The sequence below is a fragment of the Chryseobacterium lathyri genome (genome assembly GCF_019970085.1).
GTDB classification, from domain to species: Bacteria; Bacteroidota; Bacteroidia; order Flavobacteriales; family Weeksellaceae; genus Chryseobacterium; species Chryseobacterium lathyri.
Genome location: NZ_JAHXYG010000006.1, coordinates 376,595 through 399,766, shown reverse-complemented (window position 1 = coordinate 399,766; position 23,172 = coordinate 376,595). Strand labels below are relative to the sequence as shown.

The 23,172-nt window shown below is 37.3% G+C and carries 19 protein-coding genes and 1 rRNA gene; 3 read left to right on the top strand and 17 right to left on the bottom strand.

Going from position 1 to position 23,172, the window contains the following annotated elements; genetic code table 11:
- Nucleotides 1-82, top strand: a 5S ribosomal RNA gene (rrf, locus tag LC418_RS20130); the annotation flags it as partial.
- 89 nt (nucleotides 83-171) lie between these two features.
- On the opposite strand, the gene LC418_RS20125 is transcribed toward rrf, so the two are convergent.
- From LC418_RS20125 to LC418_RS20055, 15 genes are all read right to left on the bottom strand, one after another.
- Nucleotides 172-711 carry a hypothetical protein gene (locus LC418_RS20125; RefSeq protein ID WP_111960890.1) on the bottom strand — a complete coding sequence of 180 codons (540 nt, stop codon included), beginning with the start codon at nucleotides 709-711 and terminating at the stop codon, nucleotides 172-174.
- Nucleotide 712: 1 nt separating this feature from the next.
- Nucleotides 713-1,237, bottom strand: coding sequence for a hypothetical protein (locus LC418_RS20120; RefSeq protein ID WP_111960889.1), 525 nt, complete (start codon nucleotides 1,235-1,237; stop codon nucleotides 713-715).
- On the bottom strand, nucleotides 1,234-3,990 hold the full coding sequence (locus LC418_RS20115) for a COG1470 family protein (RefSeq protein WP_223560428.1): 2,757 nt from the start codon (nucleotides 3,988-3,990) through the stop codon (nucleotides 1,234-1,236). The genes LC418_RS20120 and LC418_RS20115 overlap by 4 nt, the downstream gene beginning before the upstream one ends.
- Entirely contained in the window at nucleotides 3,983-4,783 is an 801-nt protein-coding gene (locus LC418_RS20110) for a WxL protein host-binding domain-containing protein (RefSeq protein WP_223560427.1), read from the bottom strand. The genes LC418_RS20115 and LC418_RS20110 overlap by 8 nt, the downstream gene beginning before the upstream one ends.
- Before the next feature lie 97 nt (nucleotides 4,784-4,880).
- The gene (locus tag LC418_RS20105) at nucleotides 4,881-5,459 is read right to left on the bottom strand and encodes a hypothetical protein (RefSeq protein WP_111960887.1); all 579 of its coding nucleotides are present in this window, start codon (nucleotides 5,457-5,459) and stop codon (nucleotides 4,881-4,883) included.
- A 219-nt stretch (nucleotides 5,460-5,678) separates the two neighbouring features.
- The gene (locus LC418_RS20100) at nucleotides 5,679-8,018 is read right to left on the bottom strand and encodes a phosphocholine-specific phospholipase C (protein WP_223560426.1); all 2,340 of its coding nucleotides are present in this window, start codon (nucleotides 8,016-8,018) and stop codon (nucleotides 5,679-5,681) included.
- Between the two features lie 80 nt (nucleotides 8,019-8,098).
- On the bottom strand, nucleotides 8,099-9,574 hold the full coding sequence (locus LC418_RS20095; RefSeq protein WP_223560436.1) for a SusD/RagB family nutrient-binding outer membrane lipoprotein: 1,476 nt from the start codon (nucleotides 9,572-9,574) through the stop codon (nucleotides 8,099-8,101).
- 64 nt (nucleotides 9,575-9,638) lie between these two features.
- Nucleotides 9,639-12,782 (bottom strand): SusC/RagA family TonB-linked outer membrane protein, encoded by a 3,144-nt coding sequence (locus tag LC418_RS20090; RefSeq protein ID WP_223560425.1) that lies wholly within the window; start codon nucleotides 12,780-12,782, stop codon nucleotides 9,639-9,641.
- Between the two features lie 410 nt (nucleotides 12,783-13,192).
- On the bottom strand, nucleotides 13,193-14,797 hold the full coding sequence (locus tag LC418_RS20085; RefSeq protein WP_111960884.1) for a BamA/TamA family outer membrane protein: 1,605 nt from the start codon (nucleotides 14,795-14,797) through the stop codon (nucleotides 13,193-13,195).
- Between the two features lie 105 nt (nucleotides 14,798-14,902).
- Entirely contained in the window at nucleotides 14,903-15,691 is a 789-nt protein-coding gene (locus LC418_RS20080) for an SDR family oxidoreductase (RefSeq protein WP_223560424.1), read from the bottom strand.
- A 272-nt stretch (nucleotides 15,692-15,963) separates the two neighbouring features.
- A complete protein-coding gene (locus LC418_RS20075) occupies nucleotides 15,964-16,638 on the bottom strand; it encodes a hypothetical protein (protein ID WP_223560423.1) in 675 nt (224 codons plus the stop codon).
- A gap of 15 nt (nucleotides 16,639-16,653) precedes the next feature.
- Nucleotides 16,654-17,142, bottom strand: a complete 489-nt coding sequence (locus LC418_RS20070; protein ID WP_223560422.1) for a hypothetical protein — start codon at nucleotides 17,140-17,142, stop codon at nucleotides 16,654-16,656.
- A 21-nt stretch (nucleotides 17,143-17,163) separates the two neighbouring features.
- Entirely contained in the window at nucleotides 17,164-18,390 is a 1,227-nt protein-coding gene (locus LC418_RS20065) for a 3-phosphoshikimate 1-carboxyvinyltransferase (protein WP_223560421.1), read from the bottom strand.
- A gap of 89 nt (nucleotides 18,391-18,479) precedes the next feature.
- Nucleotides 18,480-18,806, bottom strand: coding sequence for a nucleotide pyrophosphohydrolase (locus tag LC418_RS20060; RefSeq protein ID WP_111960880.1), 327 nt, complete (start codon nucleotides 18,804-18,806; stop codon nucleotides 18,480-18,482).
- Nucleotides 18,806-20,215 (bottom strand): hypothetical protein, encoded by a 1,410-nt coding sequence (locus LC418_RS20055; protein ID WP_223560420.1) that lies wholly within the window; start codon nucleotides 20,213-20,215, stop codon nucleotides 18,806-18,808. Before LC418_RS20055 ends, LC418_RS20060 begins: the two co-directional genes overlap by 1 nt.
- A 178-nt stretch (nucleotides 20,216-20,393) precedes the next feature.
- On the opposite strand from LC418_RS20055, the gene LC418_RS20050 reads away from it, so the two are divergent.
- The gene (locus LC418_RS20050; protein ID WP_111960878.1) at nucleotides 20,394-20,645 is read left to right on the top strand and encodes a type B 50S ribosomal protein L31; all 252 of its coding nucleotides are present in this window, start codon (nucleotides 20,394-20,396) and stop codon (nucleotides 20,643-20,645) included.
- A gap of 258 nt (nucleotides 20,646-20,903) precedes the next feature.
- Nucleotides 20,904-22,064, top strand: coding sequence for a GlmU family protein (locus LC418_RS20045; RefSeq protein WP_223560419.1), 1,161 nt, complete (start codon nucleotides 20,904-20,906; stop codon nucleotides 22,062-22,064).
- Nucleotides 22,065-22,122: 58 nt separating this feature from the next.
- Here LC418_RS20045 and LC418_RS20040 read toward each other — a convergent pair whose 3' ends face one another.
- Both LC418_RS20040 and LC418_RS20035 read right to left on the bottom strand, forming a co-directional pair.
- Complete coding sequence (locus LC418_RS20040) at nucleotides 22,123-22,500, bottom strand: hypothetical protein (RefSeq protein ID WP_223560418.1); 378 nt, start codon at nucleotides 22,498-22,500, stop codon at nucleotides 22,123-22,125.
- Nucleotides 22,501-22,593: 93 nt separating this feature from the next.
- Nucleotides 22,594-23,160: a DUF6705 family protein gene (locus LC418_RS20035; protein WP_223560417.1), complete on the bottom strand. Its 567-nt coding sequence runs from the start codon at nucleotides 23,158-23,160 to the stop codon at nucleotides 22,594-22,596.
- Nucleotides 23,161-23,172 lie beyond the last annotated feature (12 nt).

Genomic DNA, 23,172 nt, shown 5'->3' with positions numbered 1-23,172 from the left:
CCTGTTCCCATTCCGAACACAGAAGTTAAGCCCACCAGCGCCGATGGTACTGCGAAAGCGGGAGAGTAGGCCGCCGCCAGTTTTTATTAAAAGTCTCATACAACACAGTTTGTATGAGACTTTTTTTGTTTTTATACCTTAGGGAATTCATCATTAATAACTTATCACTCATTAATTACTTACGGTAAAAACTATTCTACTGTTATAAGTTGCTGAAGGAAGCGTTACAGATACACCGCTTACCTGGTATTGTATATTAATACCAGTATAAGATGTAACCGATAAAATAGTGGATATTCTGAATAATTCAACAGCAGTAAGAGGAACGGTAATATAATTAGTTCCACCCGATATAGCACATCCTACACAAAGTGTCGATCCATTGCTTGTTCTTTTTGCAGATAAAACCAAAGAACTGTTCCAGGTAGGGTTACCTTCATAATGTACATATACTTTGACGCTTCCAAGTAATGCCGGTAAACCAACATTAATGCTAGCCTGGTTCGTCGGGCTGCTATAAGTCCCGCTATAGTCACTTCCCGCTTCTGTAATTGCGGGAATGGTAGCATTCCAGTTGGTAACAGGGACTGTTACAGATTGTGCTTTACTGTGAGAACAGAATATGAAAAAGAAAGTAAAGCAGATATAATACTTTATAGAAAATATTTTGCGATGAGCTATAATAGCAATAGGGTTCATTCCTTTTTTCATTTTATTCCGTGATAGTATAAGTTATAACAATAGGTGTATTGGTATGGGCAGAAAGATTAGCATAAGTGCTCACAGCAAGGCTGATGGTTAATCTGTGGCCATTATTAGCTCCGGTTCCGGTAAATGCACCACCTATTCCTGTAATGATATTTGTAGCAGTTGTAGACAGGGTAACTAGCCCGGATGATGTCCCTAATACTCCGCCACCGGCACCAGAAGCTGCAGCTGCCTGTATTCTTATGCTGACTCCGGGGATTAACTGATTTATAGAGGCTGTAATTCTTCTCGTAAGTCCTCCCGATGCAATAGCTGAAGTATAATTAACCCATTTGGTAGTATTGGCTGGGGGAACCGTTAAAGCCTGGCCAGCCTCAGTAGGTGCCGTAAAATTCAGAGTAAATGTTCCGGCAGGTTCTATATCCATTAAGGTCACAAGAGGAAGTGTCACAGCGATAGTGCTCTGAGAAAATATTGCGCAGGGGATCATAAAGAAAGTCAGATATATTATAGGTTCTTTTAATTTCATTTTTTCTTTTTTATTTCATTGTAGCCCACCTTAATTGTTTCCTGTTGATATTTAATTTCACTTTGCTGCTTGACGATATGAATAGCTATATTCTGTGTTTGTGACGGTTTAAGACTGCATTGAAATGAGTCAGCAGCTATTTTATACCGTTTGTCCAAACCGTTTCTGTAAAGTTTCACTTTCCATTCACCTGGCCGCAGATAAGTAAAATCAAATGTTTCTCCAATAAATGCTATTTTGCGGTAAGTCTGCTCACCATCTGATACTTCAATAATGATGCTTTGTCTCTTCTTTTTTTCTGTTTTAGACTGAAGCTGTACAAAGCTGTATTTATTTTTTTCATCATCTTCAGAAAGTAGGATAATCCCTTTAATAGTAGATGCAGTAGTGAGTCCGAAATTGAAAGTATTCTCTTTATTAATGAGATGCAATGATGCAGGCAAAGAAATATCTGGGATATCATTAATTTCTGTTGTAGAACGGTCTATTTCAAGAAAATAATCTCCAGGAACAATATTTTTAAAAAGATAATTCCCTTCTTTGTCTGTAATGGATAAATGGCTTCCAAGCATTAATTTGATTCCTTCTGTCTTTTTCACCCCCAGGTTACTGATGTTTCCTGCCAAAGAAGTATACTCGGCAGTTTTTTCTATCGGTACATTAAGGCGCAGAGTATAGCGTAAAGAAAATACAAAATCCTTATTACCCAGCTCACCGCGCTGTAATGAATACCTGCCCGAAAGATCAATATCGCTGCCAGGAAAAACCTGCTGATGAAATAATACTTCAAAAAGATTCCTGTCCCTGAAATATTCTTCCGGCATATAGTTATTCTGGTAAAAAAGACTTAAACTGGTCTTATCAGTAAACCTGCTGAAGATTCTGGCCCCATAATAAATCTGCTTCTGATTCTGCAACTGATATCTTGAAGTAATGGCATAGCTTGCATAGAGATTGAAGGAAGTTCTAAACTTTTCAAAGGATATATTGGTAGTATAGAAACTGGAATTTCCATTAAATCCACTCAGGTAATTATTGGTCTTTCCAAGCTGTCCCTGAAGGTTTACCTGAAACATTCCTACCTTTTGATCAATACTTACTTTAAAATATTGTTCATAATAATCAAACTGTTTAGGCTCCAGACGGTCCTGATACTTTTGAAACCCGTTATAAAACGTTACCAGACCGGTTGGAAGATATTTGTACTGTATCCCATACTGAAGAAAGCTTCTGTATGGCGCTGCAAGAAATAAAGTATCCCGTTGAAAATTTTTGGCATCCTGTACATAATTGGCGAATACATTAATTTTCTTAGAAACATTATACTGCAGGTTTCCGTTAAACGTGCTGGTGTTGGTAAAGTAGCCTGCAAATTCAGGACTGGCCCGCATGTACATTACATTGCCGTTAAGCTTTTCAAAAGAAGCCTGAGCCTGAGCCATATATGCTGTTCCTTCTAATTGTTCATTTTTGCTGTATGCAGCCTCTCCGGAAAAACTTATATTTTTTGAAATTTTGAATTTCCCTGCAGTGTAGGGAAGATGAGTTTCAGAATTCAGTCTGATATTTCCGAAATTAATTTCTCCCTTCCGCGGAACTTTGTAAAGATATCCTGCAGTGATTTCAGACTCCTTGTGGATTTTAAAGGTCGAGTAAATATTGAACTCATCCTTAATATCCCGAAAAAACCTGGGATGATTATAAAAGCCACCAAAGCTGATTTTTTTTAAATCATAACGAATTTCTGCTCCACGGCCGTATCTTGCAAATTCAGTTAAAAAAGAAGCTGAATACATTTTATCACCCAGATGAACAAAGAAGTTATTTCTTTTGTAATTAACAAAATATTCTTCATACTGAGTAAAAGAATTAAATTCTACAGGATTGTGAGATACAGCGCGAACTTCGATCTGGTTTTTATTTTCTTTGTCCAGACTTCCCTTTCCATATATTTCACCTTGAAATCCGTCATTGTAAATGCCCATATTTTTCATCCCGATAAATGATAAGGAAGCGGAAACAGGAAGCCTGTGGTAAATATCGTCTTCTACAGGTTTTACCGATATCACTTTTACGCTGACATAGGCTGTCTGATTTTCTTTAAGATTGTCCGGTGAGTAAACGGAAAGGTTGAGATTCTGAAATTCATTTTGACCAAGTTCTGCATTCGTGATTTTATAGATATTAATTATTTTTGATTCGTTCGGGGCTAAAGTTATAGATGCATCATGGTCAACTACGGCATTTTTACTTTCCAGAATGAGTCGTTCAGTTATATTTCCGTTGTTTTTTAAAAGAAAAGATGCCCGGATTGTTTCACCGGCTCTGATGAACTCCGGCGAATTTAATGAAGTCAGACTAAGCTTTCTGTTTCCGGAAATACGAACCTGGGAGATTTTGGTAAAAACCGTTCCGTCATATTGATCTCTTCCGTGTAGAATAACCGAATATATGCCTTGTGCTGCTTCCGCTGCAATTCGGATAGGAACAATATAAACTGTTTTTTCGTTGGCTGGTACTTTGAGTTCCGCTTTTTCTAAAATAGGAGTGAGGAAAGGACTTGAAGCAGTAACAGTAATATCATATATCTTGTTTTCAGCTGACGTGTTTTCTAAGGCAAAGGAAATAGAAGTAGACATGCCCGGCATTAGGCTATCTTTTTTACTGACCAATGCATTGGGCAGCTGCTGAGAAAAAATATGTGCCGGGAATAGTGATAGTAGGACGATATATAAAATCCAGGTTTTAATCATTCTTAACTTCTAATTCCACATTGAGAGCAAATGCATTCTCTTCTTCATCGGTGGCAATCAGGACTGCTTTGTATTGATCTGCCGGAACTTTGCTGATATCAATATGGAATGATTTGGAGGTATGGGGTAACAATCCCATTGCAATGCTCGAGTAGCTTCCCAATCGTTCTCCGGTTTTACGGTTGTAGATTTCAATGGCTACAGAGGATTTACAATAGAGATCGCCGTTATTAGCTATGGCAATTTTTGCGGTTTGCCTTCCGTCTTCTTTCTCTACTTTTACACTTTCAAATTTAAGGTCAGGTTTTGCTTTTTCAGATTCATAGTCAGTGATCACCTGGATAGCGTAGCGTATCACAGAAGTAATATTTACTCCTGCTTTATCATTGCTGGGCTTAATCTCTTCTACAGGTTCTACAATAATAACGCTCCAATAGCTTCCGGGATCGACAGGCTGGTTGGGAACGGTAATTTCATAAAATACTTCGGTTTTTTCCTTAGCCTTCAGAGTGATCAGATTGGTATTAAGCTTTATCCAGTCGCCATTACTTCTGTTATTAGTACGTATTTCGGTATAATGTATAGATCCGTCGGCCTTATAGGTGAAATCCTGTAAGAATAATTTTACATTTTGCGGAGTGCTTCCTGTATTTTCAATCCCAATTTTTCCTTTATATACTTTTCCGTTTTCCACTTTGTAAGTATGGGTAAGACCGTTCAGGACCACGATACCCGCATGTAGAAAGCTAAATTGCAGCATCAGGAACATCAGAAAAAAAATACGCTTTATCATAATCATGTAAAAGTTTAGAATTTAATCGTTGACCATATAAAACCGAGAAGAAGCTGATAAACGACTTCTTCTTGTTTTATCTTAAATTGAAATGATATTAGTTATCTGCGATCGTATAAGTTACCGTAGCCACAGTACTAGCTGTTGCCTGCAGATCTGCATATACCGCTACTCCTCCAGGTCCGCTTCCTGCAGCTAGGGCATACGTAAGGTTGTGGCCATTATTGGCCCCGTTTCCTGTGTAAGCACTTCCAATCCCTGAAATAATAGTTTGGTCTGCTGCACTCAGTGTAAGCTGAGCTGCTGGTGTGCCTAATGTACCTCCACCACTACCTGTAGCCGCTGCTGCAGTTACATTGATGTCAATTCCGGGAATAAGAGCATTTACCTTCACAGATACATTACGTGTAGGGTCTGCCACAGATTTGATAGATGAATAATTCAGCCAAAGGGTGTTATTGGAAGTAGTCGGAGTAATAGGATTACCTGCTTCTGTTGGAGCTGTAAATCCCAATGTAATGTTCTTCGTTGCAGCTGGCTCAATATCTACCAATGCAACTTCAGGAATAGAAATTGTGATGGTGTGATTGTCAGTATTGGTATCCTGCGCTTGTAAGTTGCCGGAAATTGCAGCAGTAATAAAACATACTGCAAGGCTTAATGTTGATTTTTTCATGACGCTGTTAATTAGTTAGGTGAATTTAATCAAAATCAGTCAATAATATCAATAAAATTATCTTTTTTAAATATTATTAACTATTTCATTACAATATTCTATTATTCATCAAAATAATTACATGTAAATTATATAAAACCAGCATCTTAATCTATGATTGTAATCATAACAAAAGCCTTACACAATTTGTGCAAGGCTTTACTTCTTATCATTTTTTGGTTATGCCCAGTGAGGATCTGAAATGGAAACTTTTCCGGTTTCCGTTCTTCCGGCAAAATGCCAGATATGATCATCAAATATTACTTTTAGATCATACCAGCCTTTATTTTTATTGAGATCAACTGTTATTTTTTCTTCTGTTTGATGTAAGGCGATTGTTTTTTTCTTCTTTTCATACAGATCTTCCAAAACAACAGATACGTTTGCCTTTTTCTTTCTGAAAACCAATTCTGCCTGATTCTTCAAACCGTTATCAATCAGCTGTACTTCTATGTCAGGATTATTTCCGCTGAATTTCCGGAAAAAACCATTGGGCCCGAAAACTTCATAATCATATTTTCCGGAATTTACAGTATGTGACAGCTCCTGTCTAGAATAAAGGGCATAAGAGAAGTGATAATTATTGCTATTCAATTGCATTCTGTCATAAACTAACAAAGGAACTCCGGCTTCTTTTAAATTGGTCATTTTGATCTTGCTATTTTCCAGATTGACATGGTAATGATAAGGAAGCGGATGGGAAGGTTTGATCCCCCTTTCCTGAATTTCAAGAAGACTGTCGCTGATTTCATTTTCTTTATACCATTTAAGATCCGGAACAGGCTTGCTTTTGGCAGCATTGATGGTCTTTGCATAATCTTTTTGATCCAGATAATCCATCCGTGGAGCCTGTGTATTGGAAGAATTAAAGGCAGAAGTCAGATCGCCGCAAATCGCCCTTCTCCAGTCGCTGATAGTGTCAACTTTAACATCTTTCCGGTATTTTTTCTGAATAAATTTCTCCAGAAACTGAAGAACGGAAGTATGATCGGAAACCTCAGAATTGACAAAGCCGCCTTTCGTCCAGGGTGATGCAATGATCATCGGAACCCTGTAGCCTAAACCAACAGTTCCTTCTATTCTTTCATGGTCTTTCAATGGAAGAACAGACATGTATTCCTGTGATTTATCCACATATTCCACCCCTTCTTTACCATTCATATCAACCGGTTGGCTCGGGTTGAGCGGTGGGGCAAATGGAAGAACGTGGTCAAAATATCCGTCGTTTTCATCATAATTGATGATGAAAATGGTTTTTTTCCAGGTTTCAGGATCTTTGGTAAGAATATTTAAAACCTCCGAAATATACCAGGCGCCATACCATGGTGATCCCGGATGGTCAGAAAAATGCTCAGGCGCCACCAGCCATGAAACCAGCGGAAGCTTTTTCTCTTCCACATCTTTTCGGAACTGGAACAGTACATCTCCTTTCGGAACGACCAGCCTTTCTCCGTTTTCATCACTTCCGATTTCTAAGTTCCAATAGTCAGGATCATTACTATTAGTTGTAAAGGCTTTTTCGTGAAGGTTTTTTTCCTGCTGTGAAAGTTTGGAATAATTTTCGGGAGCGTATTTGATCTGGTCTTCTTCAAGCTCAGCAATCATTGCTTCCAGTTTTTTCTTCTGATCAGGTTTTTTTCCGGTTTCCTCTTTCAGGTAAGCAATAATTTTAGGAATATTCTGATGATAGCCTTTTGAAAACTTGACATTGAATTTTGAAAACCATTCAATGGGATTATCGGTGAAATTACTCAGCCACGCTTCCTGTTCTCCGGACATTCCTTTGGGAAGACTGATCTCGTTCTGGTAGATTTTCCACGAAACATTCTGTTCCTCCAATAATTCAGGAAAGCTTTTCCAGCGTGCCTGTCTGGCTTTATCATAATCAATGTTTTCATTGTAGACATTCGCTTTTACTTTGCCGTTCTGTTGCTCCCTGAGAGTACCGGACCAGTGAAAAAGTCTGTTTGGAGTGGTTCCTGTAAGTGAAGAGCAAAAATATTGATCAAATATGGTGAATGCATCTGCCAGCTGATAATAAAATGGAAGATCTTCCCGATTATAATAGCCCAAAGTAAGCGGAATACTTTTGTAGTCTTTATTTCCGGAGGCTTTAAACTGCAGCCACTTGTCGTATTTTCTTTTGTTTAATGCTTTCTGCTGATCCGACCAGGAATGGGGCAGAGAGCTCATCCACGTAGATTTTGTATTTCTGAGATCTAATCTTGCAGGAGCAGCATATTTTCCTGCATCATCCTTTTGAAAAAAAACGGAATGTCCATCTTCTTTAATGAAAGCTCTTTTGTCAAGGAAGCCCCTTACTCCTTTCAATGCTCCGAAAGCATGGTCAAAAGAACGGTTTTCCTGCATCAGGATCACTACATGTTCCGCATCATAAAAAGTAGACAGTGCTGCCGGTTCAATGGCCAGTGCTTTTAAAATAGCAGGGTGAAGAACGCTTGAAGTTCCCAGCCCGGCCAGCAAAAGGCTTGATTTTTCTAAAAATTCTCTTCTGTTCATGTTCAATCAAAATAAGAAATAAACCGCAAGTTATTGGATTTTCCTGCGGTTTATCTGTTTTTTATATAAATATTAAGTTCTTACTGAAGCCACCATGGTTTAGAATTGATATTATCATTTCCTCCGTACTGGGAAGCCAGTGCGGCTTTTAAATTGGTGCTGTTATAGCTGTACTCGGCTTGCGGATACCTGAATCTGAATGGCGCAGAAACACCTGTCTGCAGAGGGTAATTTGGATAGCCTGTTCTTAAATAATCATAATAAGAGGTCCATTGGCTCTGATGGAACATCGTCATATATTTTTGAGTCATGATCTTTTCCAAAGAGGTTTGAAGAGGATCAGCCTCATTGTAAACGACTAATGGAGTTGCCAGATACTGATTCACATTAAACCCTGAAAAATATTGTCCCGGATTTTTTACATAAGTCTGATAAAAACTAAAGCTCGCTTTTATGGCATTGTCATAATGTGTTTTTGCTGGTCCCGGGATCCATCCTCTGGCTGCTGCTTCAGCAAGGATAAATTCCAGTTCGGAATAACTTAAGACAGAAGAAGGCTCATTGGTAGGATCTTTATAAAAACGGTCATTTACCTTAGAGATATTTTTTGCTGTAATCAGTGCTGCATTGTCAGAATAGGAAGACGTTGGGTTACCTCCATTGTATCCTGTAAAATCTGTCACGGGTTTTCCTGCCTCTTTCGCGCCTGTAGTTTGAGCTGCAAAGGTAAACAGACGTGGGTCTTGTCTGGCCTTAAAAAGGTTAATAAAATAATCAGCCATGTATAAACTTGATCCGTAACCACTGTTATTGAACATAGTATATCTGCTGTCTGCCACATCAGCAAATTTAAGCTCTCCATTATCTGAAATAGATGTCATTAATGCCTGGCTTCCTGCAATAGACGCAAATTCAGTGGCTACATTATAGCTTCCCAGGGTAGATTTTTTAGACATGGTTATTAATATCTTCAATCGGAAAGAGTTGATCAGCTTTTTCCATTTTGAAGCATCACCGTTATAGATAATATCGCCTTCAATTTTATCATTGCTATTGATGAGATCATTGGCTTCTTTCAGTTCTGATAAAATGCCGGCCATTACTGTTTCCTGGCTGTCGTATTTCGGCTGGGTAATTCCGGATTCACCTTTGGCAGCTTCTGTGTATGGGATACTTCCGAATTTTAAACTTAAATTAAAAAAATAATATGCTCTGTAGAATTTACCAATAGCAGTGTAGTTCTTATTATTGATCTTCTCGGCTTCCTGCATCATTTTTACTGTGTTCAGAAGCCCTTTGGTGTATACTTCGAAAGAGGCGTCGTTCCATTTCATATACTGATAGGTGTTTTCTCCGTCTGTACCGATCATCATTCTTGAGGCATACATATTGTCGCCGTTGATCTGGAAAGCATCTTTTGAAACATACGTCAGGAGAACTTTAGGATCTACACTGGCCTGATCATTAGGGTTTTCGTTGATTTTGTCAAGATCGGTCTCGCATGAAGTGAGAATCAGCAGTCCTGCAAAAGCTGCCGACTTTAGCCATTTGATCATTGTATTATTTTGCGGTTTCGCTATAAAATTGATAGTCTTTTTCATTGTTCAGGATACTTTTTAATTAAAATTTAAGATTAAACCCGATTCCTATCCATCTGCTGGAAGGATCCTGGATATCATTGTTATCTTTCTTGAGCTGATAATCCGGGTCGGAATAAAGATTCTTAGACTTTTTCCACATGGCCAGATTGTAAGCTGAAATATTGGCTGTGAAATTTTTGATCATTCCTTTTGGATTAAGGAGATAAGAAAAATCATATTCCAGGACTACAGATCTCAGTTTGATAAAAGTTCTGTCGAAAACATTTGCAAACAATTCACTTTCATCCTCTGTTACCCTTGCCTGATAAGGATAATTCTGTGCCCAGTCCTGAAAGCTGATTGGCTTTGTGTGTGGGGTATAGGTTCCGGTAGCCGCATTATAATTGACACCGTCCGGCACAAAATAATACGTTCCCGGGTTGGCATATTCAAGGTCTCTGTAGGCTGTTGAGTTCGGATGTTTTCCGCCCCACCACATTTTTTCTACGACCTGGGATCTCATGACACCCCCTATGCTTCCGTCAATTCCGATATTCAGGGATAACTTTTTATATTTAAAAGTATTATTGAAACCAAAAGTCCAATCCGGGTTGAAGTGGCCCAGGTTACTTTGGGTATCCGCTCTTGTAGGCATTCCTGTGGCAGCATTCAGAATTACTTTTCCGTCCGGGGATTTCTTCCAGGTATAATCATAGTAGCTGTCCATTCTTTCGCCAAGCTGGATATTGTTGTAGTTCGGCATATCGCCATAAATAGAAGTAAGCTTCTGTTCATACGTACTCCAGTTGATTAAAGATCTCCAGGTAAAATTGGCTGTTTTTACGGGAACCAGGCCTAAAGAGATCTCTAAACCTTTTGTTGTATACTCGTTCCCGTTTACATACTGCGAAGTAAAACCTGATGACGGAGCAACCGGGAATTCCAGGATATTGTTATAATCCAATGTACTGAAATAAGTAACATCTAAAGTAACTCTGTTCTTGAATAAGCCTGCGCTTAAGCCCAATTCATAAGATTTGGTCTGCTCCGGCTTTAAAGAATTTTCCACATTGAGGATAGTAGGATAATTAAACATCGGATTTCGGTTAAAAGTGGCTCCTTTATTATTCAGATAATAATTCCTTATCGAATAGGGCTGGAAATCATAAGCTACCTTGGCCCACGAAGCTGAAAGTTTTAAAAGATTAACAGCTTCCGGCATATTAACAAGGTTCGAAATAACCGCACTTACCGATGCAGAAGGATAAAAATAAGATCTGTTGGCTTTCGGAAGGGTAGAAGACCAGTCATTACGTCCTGAAACATTGATGAAAAAAGCATTGTACAATCCAATATCAATCGTTGAATAGGCACTGTAGATCAGCTTTTCCTTAAGATAATCATAATACTTTATAGCTCCGGTAGAGTTTTCCAGGGTATACAGTTCCGGAATTTTCAGCCCGTCTGTTGAAGCATTGTCGATATCGTTCTTATAATAGAATGTTGATCCTCCGGCATTGATTGTAAAATCGAAGTTATCTGATATCTTTTTCTTGTAGGTGGCTAAGATATCGGAGTTCATATTCCATGTTTTGGAATCATTAAGGAGATAACCTCCACTTCTTGGAGCACTGTAGTTGAAGTAAGAATAAGGACTTAATATTTCCTGTTTGTTGTGATTTTCAACAATGGATATTTTCCCTTTTACTGAGAAATCTTCAGTGGCTTTATATTCCAGGCCAGTCTGTGCATTAATGATGTTGGTCCTGTTTTTATTCTTGTAATATTCGGCTCCGAACCATGGATTATTGTACCATGCATAATTCCAGTTAGCCTGTGCAGTACCTTCTTTCCCCGGGATCCACATGTGATTTTTAAGGTCTCTTCCGTCTACATCTGCTCCCATCCAGATCAGGATGGTGTACATGTGCCCGCTTGGATTATATTCGTAGTTGGGAATATTGGGCGTGAATGTTTGGTTGAAATTGAATTTGGTGTCGAAGGTTAATTTTTCTCCCAAATGATTTTCAGAAGAAAAGTTCACACCATAGCGCTGAAGATAGGAACCGGGAATTCTGTCGTCATAATTCATAAAATTTCCGGATAGCCTGTAGATATCTTTATTGTTTCTATAGCTTACTGCAAAACTGTTATTATTGATCACCGCAGGCTTTAAAAAGATATCTAAGTTATCATGATACTTCCAATCGATAGGCACTCTTTCATATCTTGATTTGTCATTGTACTGAGTTCCTGCTACCGCACCGTACCACGGAATCACCTGTCCTGTCATCTTATCTCTGATCGGGCTGTTCCACTGCGCAATTTTCAGTCCGGGAACAAATTTCGGACCCCAGATCATGTCACCATCATTCACACCACCGTCAGCTCCGTCCCAGAATTCATATTTTCCATGTGATCCGTTTCCGTACTCGTTTTGGGTTTTCGGAAGATTGGTAAATCCTGCCGTCACCATTGTATTTTGTGAAAATTCTACAGAAAAACCTTTTTTCCTGGCACTTTTAGTGGTGATTAAAACAGCGCCATATCTTCCTCTTGAACCATACAGCGCAGAAGCGGTTGCTCCTTTCAGAACATTGATGTTTTCAATATTGTTGGGATCCAGGTTCTGAAAAACTTCTCTCTCAACAATTACCCCATCAATCACGAAAACCAGATTGGAATTTCCTCTCAACGTAAATTGCGGAGCCTGCTGCATTCCTGTAGGGTTGGATACATTAAGGCCGGCCACCTGTCCTGAGAATAAATTTCCTATACTCGGAGTGGTAATGGTTTCAAACTGTTTGGTGCCAACTTCCTGGGTGGCATAGCCTATCTTTTCTTTCTTTTTGGCAATTCCTAAGGCGGTAATAACGATACCTTCAATTTGTTTCTCATCCGCTTTTTTCAAAACAACAGCATACTGTCTTTTGGAAGAAACCTCCACAGTATACATTGAAAAATCAGGAGCATAAAATTCAAGGACGTCTTTAGGATTGGCAGAGATTGTAAAATTACCGCTTTCATCCGTCACCGTCGTTTTCCCGGTGTTTTTGTCGGTAATGCTTACTCCGGAAACACTGGAACCGTTTTCGGATTTTACATTTCCGGAAATGTTAATTTCTTGGGCAGTAAGGTAAAGGGGGAGTAAAAAAACAGCAAAAGTAGCTAAAGTCTTCTTCATTTTTTTTGAGGACAAATTTAGCGGTGTAGTGTTACCAGTATTTTAATGTGGTATTAAAATAAAAATACTATTTTAATATTTTTTAACAGGAATATTTAACATAATAATAAAACTGAAAAGGATGTTATACTTTAATATTTCCTTTTATTATACTATATATTATGCCTTTAAAAATCATTGCATTTTCATCAAAATTTCTTACTAACTGAAAACGAATGCTTATTCAGTGACGCAACCCCACTTCTTTGCTTATCTAGAAATAGAACACACTTCTTTAAACTTTGCGTTAAAAAAACATATGATTTAACGCAAAGTTTGAGTTTTGTGATGCTTTATTTAAGAATGCAGACCAGTAATCAATTAAAAATTGATTTGCTGAAGATTGTGGATAAATAAGAATGAAGATCTTTTTAAAATCTACTCAGGATTCCCCAATGGATTTTAATATCGTTAAACTTAAACGGATTTCCAAACTCATTACCGTTTGAAAGCTGGAAACTCATCAATCCGATTGGGATAAAGAAGTTGAATCCAAGCCCTACACTGTAAAGTTTAGGTTTAACATTTAAGGATTTGTTGTTAAGCTGTCCGTACTGCCCAAAGAAATCAAAGAATGCCTGACTTCCAATGAGGTACCGGTATTCCAGGCCTGCGTAATAATAGAAGTCGGCGGCAAGGGATTTCTCATTGAACCCGCGCATAGAATTCCAGCCTCCAAAACGATACAGTTCATTGGCGGAGAATTCCACCTTGGAATCCATCATGGCGCCTTCTGCCTTTATATTGAGAAAATGGTTTCCTGAAATATGATAATTATGTTCGCCGAAGAAATAAAACTGATTCTGGTTAGCCTTAATATTATCTTTGGTATAGGTCGTTGTCAGGTAATCATAGCCGGCATTGATCCTTGTCTTGTAAAGGAAAAGGTCAATATCTGTAGGTTCTGTCATTTCAAACCAGATCCCGAGCCCTTTTTTATTATAATCCTTACCCTGAACATATAAAGTGTCTATGATACTGGAGGATTCCAGGGTGCCTCTGAGTCCGATCTTGTTGCGGTTATTGATATGATAATAGAAAGCAGGAAGGAATTTTACATTCGCGAAAGTAGAATCCTGTCTGAAAATATTGACTTTCAGGTTCATCCCTACATTAGATTTTAGAAGATAAGGAATGTCAGTCTGAAGATCAAAAGTCTGCCCTTTATCAGGGTTTCTCTGCCAGTAAAGATTGACAGTTTCAAAGCCGTTGAACATATTCCTGAAGTTGACGTTCAGGGTTCCGTTCAATGTGAATTTTTCTGTTTTATCGTTCCCGAAACCAATCACCCCATCAAACGTATTGGTCTTTTTCTTTTCCATAAACAGGTAAATGCTTGTGGAGTCTTTAGTGAATAAGGTTTGGGGAGGCCGTTCAAGGGTTACAAAAGCATGGCTTTGAAAATTTTTGCTGATGGCCAGAAGATTTTTGTCATCATAAGTCTTTCCTTTGAATTCTTTCTCCAGGTTTTTCATAAACCTTTTAGGAACTCTTTCGTAACCTTTGACTACAAAGTTGTCAATCTTCCGCTTATCATTTTTGTTGATATCCAGTTCTATGACAGGATAACCGTTTTTCTGGCCTTTATATTTAGATTTAAGACGGCTGAAAGAATATCCGTCATCAATATATCTTTTGTTGATGCTTTTCTTGGTTGAATCTAAATTTTTAGTAAAAAAATCCTTCTGGATCTTTAATTTCAAGGCAACAGAATCAGAAAGGTCTACATAGGTTTCATTAAAGTTTTTTCCTTTATCATAGAAAATTTCTGTACTGTCACCTTTCACTTTCACCTCTTTCAGCTTAGTGAAGAAGTAATTGCTTTGGGACAGGGAGTCCAGAAATTTCACTGCTGAAACAGAATCATTTACCTTTTTTCTGATATTGGTTTCCGTATCAATAAGCCAATACTGCTTCTTCTGCGCTTGTACAAAAACGCAGAACAGGATAAAAAATATTTTTAGAAATAACTTCAATGTTCAATTTATATAAACCATTAACAGAGCATGCTTATAGTTCTTAATAACTCAATATATCTTAACGGTTTAAAAGCAGTTTCAATAATTTTTTAATAACTGAAATTAATCCAGTTTATTATATTTTTTCATCAGATTTTCATAGGTTCCCTGAGGAAGAATCCATTTCAGCGGAACACCAATCTTTTGTCCGAATTTACCGAAATAATAATGAGCTTTCCATTTATTTTTTTCCAAAAGCTTTTCGACATAAGCTGCCACTTCAAGAGGTTCGGTTCCGTCTCCTACATGCGAGTTCATCAAGGTATAAACTTTATCAAATATGCTTTTGTACGGTTCGGAAACCTGTGTTTTTACTCTGTTCTCTGCGATATTTGTTTTGATATCGCCAAGATGAAGTGAGCATACATCGATGTTCCATGGATACACCTCATACCTCATGGCTTCAGTTACCTTATCCAAAGCTGATTTGGAGGCAGAATAAAAGCCCCGGAACGGAAGTCCCATTTCACTTCCTATACTTGAAATATTGATGATTTTTCCGAACTTATTTTCACGCATTGTCGGAAGAACGGCACTCATCATTTGGACGGCTCCTACAAGATTCAGGTTGAACAGTTTTAAAATGTCTTCCTTAGTAGAATCTTCCACAGCCCCTACCATTCCCATTCCTGCATTGTTGATCAGTATATCGATCTTTGATTCTGTTTTTAAAACTTCAGCAATAGCATTCTGAACGGCCGTATTATCGGTAACATCTGTTGGAATAGACCTGAAATACTGACTTTCCGTATGTTTCCGGCTTAAACCGTATACTTTATGGCCTTTTTTTCCGAAATATTCGGCCAGTACAAAACCTATTCCTGATGAGGTTCCAGTGATGATAATAGTCATTGGATTGTTTATAATTTTAGACTTTTGTTTTCTTCCGGCTGCTGTGTCTCAGCACAAACCGTATTTTCAGCAAATGTAAAAAAAGAAACAGGAACTCTATTATTTATTACGGTATAATTGTTCAGAAACAAAATCATCAGCTATATCTTATTTTTTTGAATGGGTAAGTGAAAAGGTATTTATAAATGTGGATAACTCTGTGGATAAGTATGTGGACAACGTAAAAAAGAAATAAGCAGAATAAAAATTCTGCTTATTTATCTGGTTGATTTTCAGTAATTCAATTCTTTTTTTAAGCCGGGTATTTTAATTTTGTTTTCCCCAATTCTGAAATTGTTCATTTTGATCAAAGTTTTAAATGGATGGACGAATTCTTTGTGAACATCTTTCGGAATATCCTTTTCTTCATCATCACAGGAGGAATATTCTTCATCTGTAATTACTTTCCCTGTTGAAAAATTGATCTCTGTCAGGTAATTGAACTCACAGGTGTCTTCAAATCTGCCATGGGAACCAATGAGGTAGAAATCACCATTCTGAAATCTGAAAGTATGTTGATAAGTCTGTGTATGTCTCGAATTGGTATTGAATATTTGGGTAATAGAGAGCGTGTTATTTTTAATAGATAGTTCCGGTGGCGTATTATCTTCTGAATAAAACCCCATTCCGCTGGAAAAAAGAACCGTATTGTTTTGTTTCCAGATCTTAAGTTTTCCGTCTATATTTTTTAGGATAAAGAATGTTCTCAGGAAATCATCGTGGTCATCCGTATTAATTTTTTTATCGGTATTGAAAATGATTACCGTTTCATCTTGTCCGTCTTTGTCCAGATCTCCTTTGGCTTCGGCAATTTTTTGATAACCTTTCGGTGCTGTAAAATCTTTCAGGTTCTGTGCATACAATTCTACAATTAATAAAGACGCAGCAAGAGAAAAAAGTTGTTTCATTTTAACAGGATTAAATTATGAACCAAAATCCTCTTTCTTAACATCTGTGTTTTCCAGATTACATATGCAGCCTTTGATGGTTTTATAAACTCCTGTAATATCAGTTTCTTTTCCTTTGCTGTCAGTGACGGTAATGCCGGTAGAAAACGATTCATCTTCTGCAGTATAGGTTCTGAACAGTTGATATTTGTAGTTGTTTTTGGTAAATGTCAGATAGCTGAGGTCCATGCCTGCATTTTGTTTTCCGCCACCTCTATGGTAAGAGCTGTATGCAAACTGCTTCCAGCTTTCTTGGGTTCTTGTGGCTGGAAATTCCATTTCTACACGGTCTTTACTTCCAAACCGATATTGAATGTAACTGTTCTTTTTATCTTTAACCAAAGACATGGTCTTACCATTTTTCGTCTGAAATGAAAAAATAGTCTCCTCATTAGGCAACAGATACTGTGCCCATGAAAACATAGGGATCAACAGAGAAAAAAAGAATACATGCTTTTTTATCATATTAGAATTTTTCAAAGCTTACTATCCTTTAATCATTATGTCATTCAGGTCTTTCCAGAACATCGGATAAGACTTTTCCACGACATCCTCCTTTTCAATAGTAAGTTCTTTAATAAGGCAGAAAGGAGCAAAACTCATCGCCATTCTATGATCCTGATAAGTGGCGATAGAAATATTTTCTTCCGGTTCCCCGAAACTCACAGATTTGATGGTAAGGTCTGTAATTTCTGTTTCAGTGCCCAGTTTTTTCAGTTCATTATATAAGGCCTGTAGCCTGTCGGTTTCTTTTACCCTTAAAGTGCCCAGTCCGGAAATTTCAAAAGGAATTTTTAAGGCTGCTGCTGTTACACAAAGTGTCTGGGCAATATCCGGGCAGTTATTCATATCCAGGACGATTTTTTCCGGGAAAATAAAATCAGGTTCCGGCTGAAGGGTAATCTTATGTTCGTCTTCAGTAAAAGTCGTATCAATACCGAAAAAGTCTTTATAGATCTTGGCAATGGCAGAATCTCCCTGGGTGGATTCTTTGTAAAAGCTTTTCAGATGGATGGTTTTTCTTCCCAGTGCACAGATCGAGTAGAAGTACGAAGCCGAGCTCCAGTCACTTTCCACTTCGTAACTTGTGGCGGACAATTTGCCATTCACATCAAACGGCTCCACTTTAATGGTGTTTCCTTCAAAGCTGTTTTTTATTCCGAATCTTGTCAGGATATCCAGCGTCATTTCTATATAGGATCTCGAAGTAACTTCACCCACCAGGTTAATCTCCAGTCCGTTTTCAAGTTTCCCGGCAATCAGAAGCAAGGAAGTAATGAACTGACTGGATATATTGGCCGGAACATTGACCTGTTTTTGAGTGATTTTCTTTCCTGTGATCTTTAGCGGTGGGAAGCCTTCATTTTCCAGATATTCAATTTCAACACCCAGGTCTTTTAATGCGTTGACTAGATTTTTAATGGGTCTTTCCTTCATCCTTTTGGATCCTGTAAGAACAGTGGTTTTCCCTTCAAAGATAGAATAATAAGAAGTAAGGAAACGCATGGCTGTTCCTGCGTGGTGGATGTCTACGGTTTCTGTATTTTCAGACAGTGCTTTTTTCAGCAGCTGGGTGTCCTGGGAATTAGACAGATTCCCGATCTGTATATTCTTGAATAAACTTTCTAAAATCAACAAACGATTCGAAATACTTTTCGAACCGCTGATCTGAACTGTTTTATCTGATGCTAATTTTGATTTTTCTAACTTCATTATTTCTGCAATTTAAAAGATATTTAGATAACAGGCGTCAGATATCAGATTGTTTTAAAGTCTGATATCTGACATCTCATATCTATTTATTATTTCAACTTCTCGTTGTTCTGATGCCGTTCTTTATCACGGTCTGTTTTGATTTTCATTTTCTTGTCGAAAGCTTCCTGTAAGTTCACTCCAGTCTGATTGGCTAAACATAAGGTAACAAACAGTACATCTGCCAGCTCTTCACCGAGATCTTTGTTTTTATCGCTTTCCTTTTCGCTTTGTTCACCATATCTTCTGGCGATGATGCGGGCTACTTCACCTACTTCTTCGGTCAGCATAGCCATATTGGTCAGTTCATTAAAATAGCGGACTCCTATGGTTTTTATCCATTCGTCAACCTGTTCCTGCAACTTTGTGATTTCCATTATTGATAGGCTCCAAGGGTAGGGTTAGTTGTTCTTGACACATTCACAATATCAAAAGGTACAGTTCCGGCTACAGTGACGTTGCCTTTTCCTCTTGCGGGAGATGTTGTTTTTACCCGTAGGTTCATCTTCGCTGCAAAATAATTGAGGAACTGAGGATCCTGATTTTTAATACTTTGTATTACATTAGGACTGGTGTCAAAATTAAATCCGGCTTCGGGAACTCCTGAATATTTGATAAGGGAGTTTTGAATAAGGAATTCAAACTGCTGTCCGGGTGTCTGCTCAAAATTAACCGAATTATCCCTGTCTGAAAAGACGATACTGTTTTTTATATCAAGTCGTTGAAGCGCTCCCTGTTCTGTAGTTCCTGCGGCATTTTTCCATTCATTGGCTGCCATAATTCCATTCCTGTTAAAAGATCCCATTGTTTTAGAATAATTCGCAATCGTAGCATGGGTGTAGCTGTGATTTCCACCTCTGAAAATCCCGATACACGATTCTCCACAGTTGTTCATCACTAAATTATTAGCCGTAACCGTTGAACCCACTGCATAAATACCGTATTCAAAGAAAGTATGGATGAATGAGTTTTTGATATTTGCCGTATTTTGTTTCATATCCAGTCCTCTTGTTCCTCCGAAAAGTCTTGCAAAATTCATATTGAGGATAGAATTGGGCTCCATTCGGATAGAATTCCAGTTCTTGGGAATTGTATCATAATATGGGTCATTTCTGTCTCCACGCAGGATCACTTCATTATCAAAAGCTCCGTTGATGTTTAAGGTTGAACCAGATGACACCTTCATACCGCTGTTTTTGTGAAAGTAAACTTTAGTTCCCGCCTGGATGTCCAGTGTGATATTGGGATTGATGGTTAGATCTCCATAGATGATCTTGGCCTTATTATTATTCCATGTTGTATGGGTAGCAATTACATTAGGATTGCCTGGTGTTTCGATGAAAAATTCCGCATCCTGAACAACGGAAAATAAAGTCACATGTTGCTGTCCAGCACCACTGCTGAAAAGGATCTTGTCTTCAGCTATAGCCTCGGGTCCGGTAGCTTCAGGTGCGATTTCCACAAAAATATACATACTGTCTTTCTTTCTCAATGGTACATCCTTGAAATCATAGCCTGGTTTCCCGTCTACATTGATTCTATATAATGATGCACTTCCTTTTTCCAGATTGATCCTCGGAATTAAAACATCCTTATCCTCATTATTATATACTTTTACAAAATATGTTTCAGAACGTACCTGATGATAGACCGTATCACAGAATACAGTGTCCCTTGAAAAACTTAACTGCTGTGATGGAGCATCAAAAGTAATATCATCTTTATTGCACGATACTGCTACAAGAAGCATCCAAAAAGAAAAAGCCAGTAATAGTTTGATTTTCATCGAAATTTAAGTTTAAGATTTCAAATTTAACGAAAATACTTTGAATTTCTTATCTATAAAAAATATTGAATCTGGTATTTGTATATTTGAAAAAATGTTGTACTTTTGCAACCTAAAATTAGCAGAGAAATACCATTACTATTTCGGAAGCAAACTTTAATTTTTTAAAAATTGTATTATGAAAAAAGGAATCCACCCAGAAAATTATAGACTTGTTGTTTTCAAAGATATGAGTAACGACGAGGTGTTTCTTTGCAAATCTACTGCAGAAACAAAAGACAGTATCGAATATGAAGGACAAGAATACCCATTAATCAAAATGGAAATCTCTTCAACTTCTCACCCTTTCTACACTGGTAAAGTGAAACTAGTTGACACTGCAGGTAGAGTTGATAAGTTTATGAACAAATACAAAAAATTCGCTAAGTAATTTTTTGTTACCAAACATACTGAAGTCTTCCAATTTATTGGGAGACTTTTTTTATTTTAGAAATTAGAATAACGGTAAGGTCTAGTTGGAAGGCACATATTGATCCTGAGTTCTGCAATCTAAATTTCAAATTCTATTTCCAGCTATTTTCGTATTTTTGTTTTGAACAGAAATTAGATGCTCCAAATTGTTAGCAAATCATTATCTCAACTTTGGATCTCTAACTTCTAACTTCTAATCTCTAACTTCTATATTACAATGCAATTAGTATTTTCAGATGCCCAGTATTGGGAAGATTTTCTTCCGTTAACTTTTACCCGTCCTGTTGCCGCCATGCGATGCGGAATTCTTACCTTTTCCGAGCGATGGCAGAAGGTCTTAGGAAATACTGAGGTGTCTTACTTTACCGAAAATTATCTTCAGAATAAATTTAAATCCCCTGAAGATATAGAAAGCTTATTTCTAGTCACTAATTTTCTGCCGACCGAAACAGTCATTCAGCAGATTAAAGATCTTAAGCAGGGGGAAGCCCTAGTTTACGAAGATGAACTGATTGCCGCCAGGATCAATATGAAAGGTTTTTCTCTAAACCAAATCGAAAAGATGACGGATATAAAAGAGAAACTGACTTTCTTTAAAAAGCCTGCAGACTTATTTACGTATAATCATCTTGCCATCGATTTTGATTTCAATTTGCTGACTGAAGGAAGAACTTCACAGGAATTATCTTCCACCAATGGATTTTTAGGGGATAAAAAAGATCTTTTCATTGAAGAAGGTGCCCAGGTGGAATTTTCTACCATCAATACAAAAACAGGAAAAATCTATATTGGGAAAAATGCTGAGGTGATGGAAGGCTGTAATCTCCGTGGACCGATCTCTCTCGGAGAGGATTCCAAGTTTAATTTAGGATCAAAAATTTATGGTGCCACGACTGTTGGTCCTCACTGCAAAGTGGGAGGCGAAGTGAATAATATCATTATATTCGGATACTCAAGTAAAGGACATGAAGGCTTTGTTGGAAATTCCGTGATCGGCGAATGGTGTAATTTCGGGGCAGATACGAATTCTTCCAACCTTAAAAATAACTATAGCCAGGTCAAATTGTGGAGCTACAGAACGAAAGCTTTTGAAGACACTGGGCTTCAGTTTGCAGGTCTTATTATGGGTGACCACTCTAAAACAGCGATCAATACCCAATTGAATACCGGAACAGTAATAGGAGTTGCTTCTAATATATTTAAGCCAGGTTTTCCGCCAAACCTTGTGGAGAATTTCTCATGGGGTGGAAGTAAAGATGATGAAAGATTCAAGCTGGATAAAGCCTATGAAGTGGCAGAAAGAGCAATGGCAAGAAGAAAAGTGGCATTAACGGATGAAGATAAAGCTATACTGAAACATATTTTTAATACGTATTAAATGATAAAAACCTCCATTTGGAGGTTTTGTATTACTTTTTCATTATGACTTTTGTTGTCTAATTAATATTTTTAATTTCAAGGTTTGCAGCCTTTAAAATAAGTTCTGTTACTTCATAAAATTTCCCGTGATATTCTTTTGAAATTCCATGAGTATAGAATTTCTTCTCCGTATTATCTTTCTTAAAGTAAATCGAATTACTACCTCCATCTAAGATTCCAATAAGATAATTTTGTTTTTTTGGCAATTCTAGTTCTTCTTGTTTTATGTTTAAAATAATATCAGAAATTTGCTGATACTGCTCATAAGAAATCCTTTTATTATCAAAGTACTCTCCTCTTCTAAAGATTTTTACTATTACAGGTCTTGTTCTCTTTTTATAAGTAGGAATCAATGTAATTGTTAATTTATCTCCTCCTATTACAACAGCATTCATATGATTAAACTGAATGAACTCAGAATTGACATTCTTTACTGTACACGAAGCCAACAGAACTAACGAACAGATTATTAATAAAAAACTTTTCATTTATTGCTTCGTTAGCACAATATCTTTTGGAAAATTGATAGGGAAATCACCATACTGTTCTACATATGCATTATGTTGGCAATTTTCATCAATAAAACTTGGAAGATATTCAAAATGTAAAGTCATTTGGTTTCCTGTAAAACTTGTAATATCAAGAAAAGCTTTTTTATTACACATATTTTTTGGGGAAAAGTATATTCTTTTCCAGTTTCCGTTTACTAAACTATTTCCAATACCTCTAAATTCAGGAGATTGATCATCAAAATTTGTAATCCTATCTATTTCTATCGTTCCATTTGATGCGATTATTTTTCTTTCACCAAATATTTTATCTTCATAAAATGGTTTATTCCCACTATAATAATATTTCACTTTCTTTAATTCTAAATAAATTGTTTTACCGCCCCAATTTCCTTTCCAAAGGCCTACATATTGATCAAGTTCATTATTAGTATCTTTTAGGTACGCGTTATCAGGAAGATTATCCAAACTAGTATTTAAAGGATAAATTTGTGCTTTACAAGAAATTGTAATGATTGAAAGTATGATTAAAAATATTTGTTTCATAATTTTATGTTT

Excerpts from the sequence above, each read along its gene's own strand:
- LC418_RS20035 (WP_223560417.1), bottom strand. The coding sequence starts at position 23,160 with ATGAAACAAATATTTTTAATCATACTTTCAATCATTACAATTTCTTGT.
- LC418_RS20060 (WP_111960880.1), bottom strand. The coding sequence starts at position 18,806 with ATGGAAATCACAAAGTTGCAGGAACAGGTTGACGAATGGATAAAAACC.
- LC418_RS20080 (WP_223560424.1), bottom strand. The coding sequence starts at position 15,691 with ATGACTATTATCATCACTGGAACCTCATCAGGAATAGGTTTTGTACTG.
- LC418_RS20105 (WP_111960887.1), bottom strand. The coding sequence starts at position 5,459 with ATGAAAAAATCAACATTAAGCCTTGCAGTATGTTTTATTACTGCTGCA.
- LC418_RS20050 (WP_111960878.1), top strand. The coding sequence starts at position 20,394 with ATGAAAAAAGGAATCCACCCAGAAAATTATAGACTTGTTGTTTTCAAA.
- LC418_RS20110 (WP_223560427.1), bottom strand. The coding sequence starts at position 4,783 with ATGATAAAGCGTATTTTTTTTCTGATGTTCCTGATGCTGCAATTTAGC.
- LC418_RS20120 (WP_111960889.1), bottom strand. The coding sequence starts at position 1,237 with ATGAAATTAAAAGAACCTATAATATATCTGACTTTCTTTATGATCCCC.
- LC418_RS20070 (WP_223560422.1), bottom strand. The coding sequence starts at position 17,142 with ATGATAAAAAAGCATGTATTCTTTTTTTCTCTGTTGATCCCTATGTTT.
- LC418_RS20045 (WP_223560419.1), top strand. The coding sequence starts at position 20,904 with ATGCAATTAGTATTTTCAGATGCCCAGTATTGGGAAGATTTTCTTCCG.
- LC418_RS20100 (WP_223560426.1), bottom strand. The coding sequence starts at position 8,018 with ATGAACAGAAGAGAATTTTTAGAAAAATCAAGCCTTTTGCTGGCCGGG.
- LC418_RS20040 (WP_223560418.1), bottom strand. The coding sequence starts at position 22,500 with ATGAATGCTGTTGTAATAGGAGGAGATAAATTAACAATTACATTGATT.
- LC418_RS20075 (WP_223560423.1), bottom strand. The coding sequence starts at position 16,638 with ATGAAACAACTTTTTTCTCTTGCTGCGTCTTTATTAATTGTAGAATTG.
- LC418_RS20065 (WP_223560421.1), bottom strand. The coding sequence starts at position 18,390 with ATGAAGTTAGAAAAATCAAAATTAGCATCAGATAAAACAGTTCAGATC.
- LC418_RS20090 (WP_223560425.1), bottom strand. The coding sequence starts at position 12,782 with ATGAAGAAGACTTTAGCTACTTTTGCTGTTTTTTTACTCCCCCTTTAC.
- LC418_RS20125 (WP_111960890.1), bottom strand. The coding sequence starts at position 711 with ATGAAAAAAGGAATGAACCCTATTGCTATTATAGCTCATCGCAAAATA.
- LC418_RS20095 (WP_223560436.1), bottom strand. The coding sequence starts at position 9,574 with ATGATCAAATGGCTAAAGTCGGCAGCTTTTGCAGGACTGCTGATTCTC.
- LC418_RS20055 (WP_223560420.1), bottom strand. The coding sequence starts at position 20,215 with ATGAAAATCAAACTATTACTGGCTTTTTCTTTTTGGATGCTTCTTGTA.
- LC418_RS20115 (WP_223560428.1), bottom strand. The coding sequence starts at position 3,990 with ATGATTAAAACCTGGATTTTATATATCGTCCTACTATCACTATTCCCG.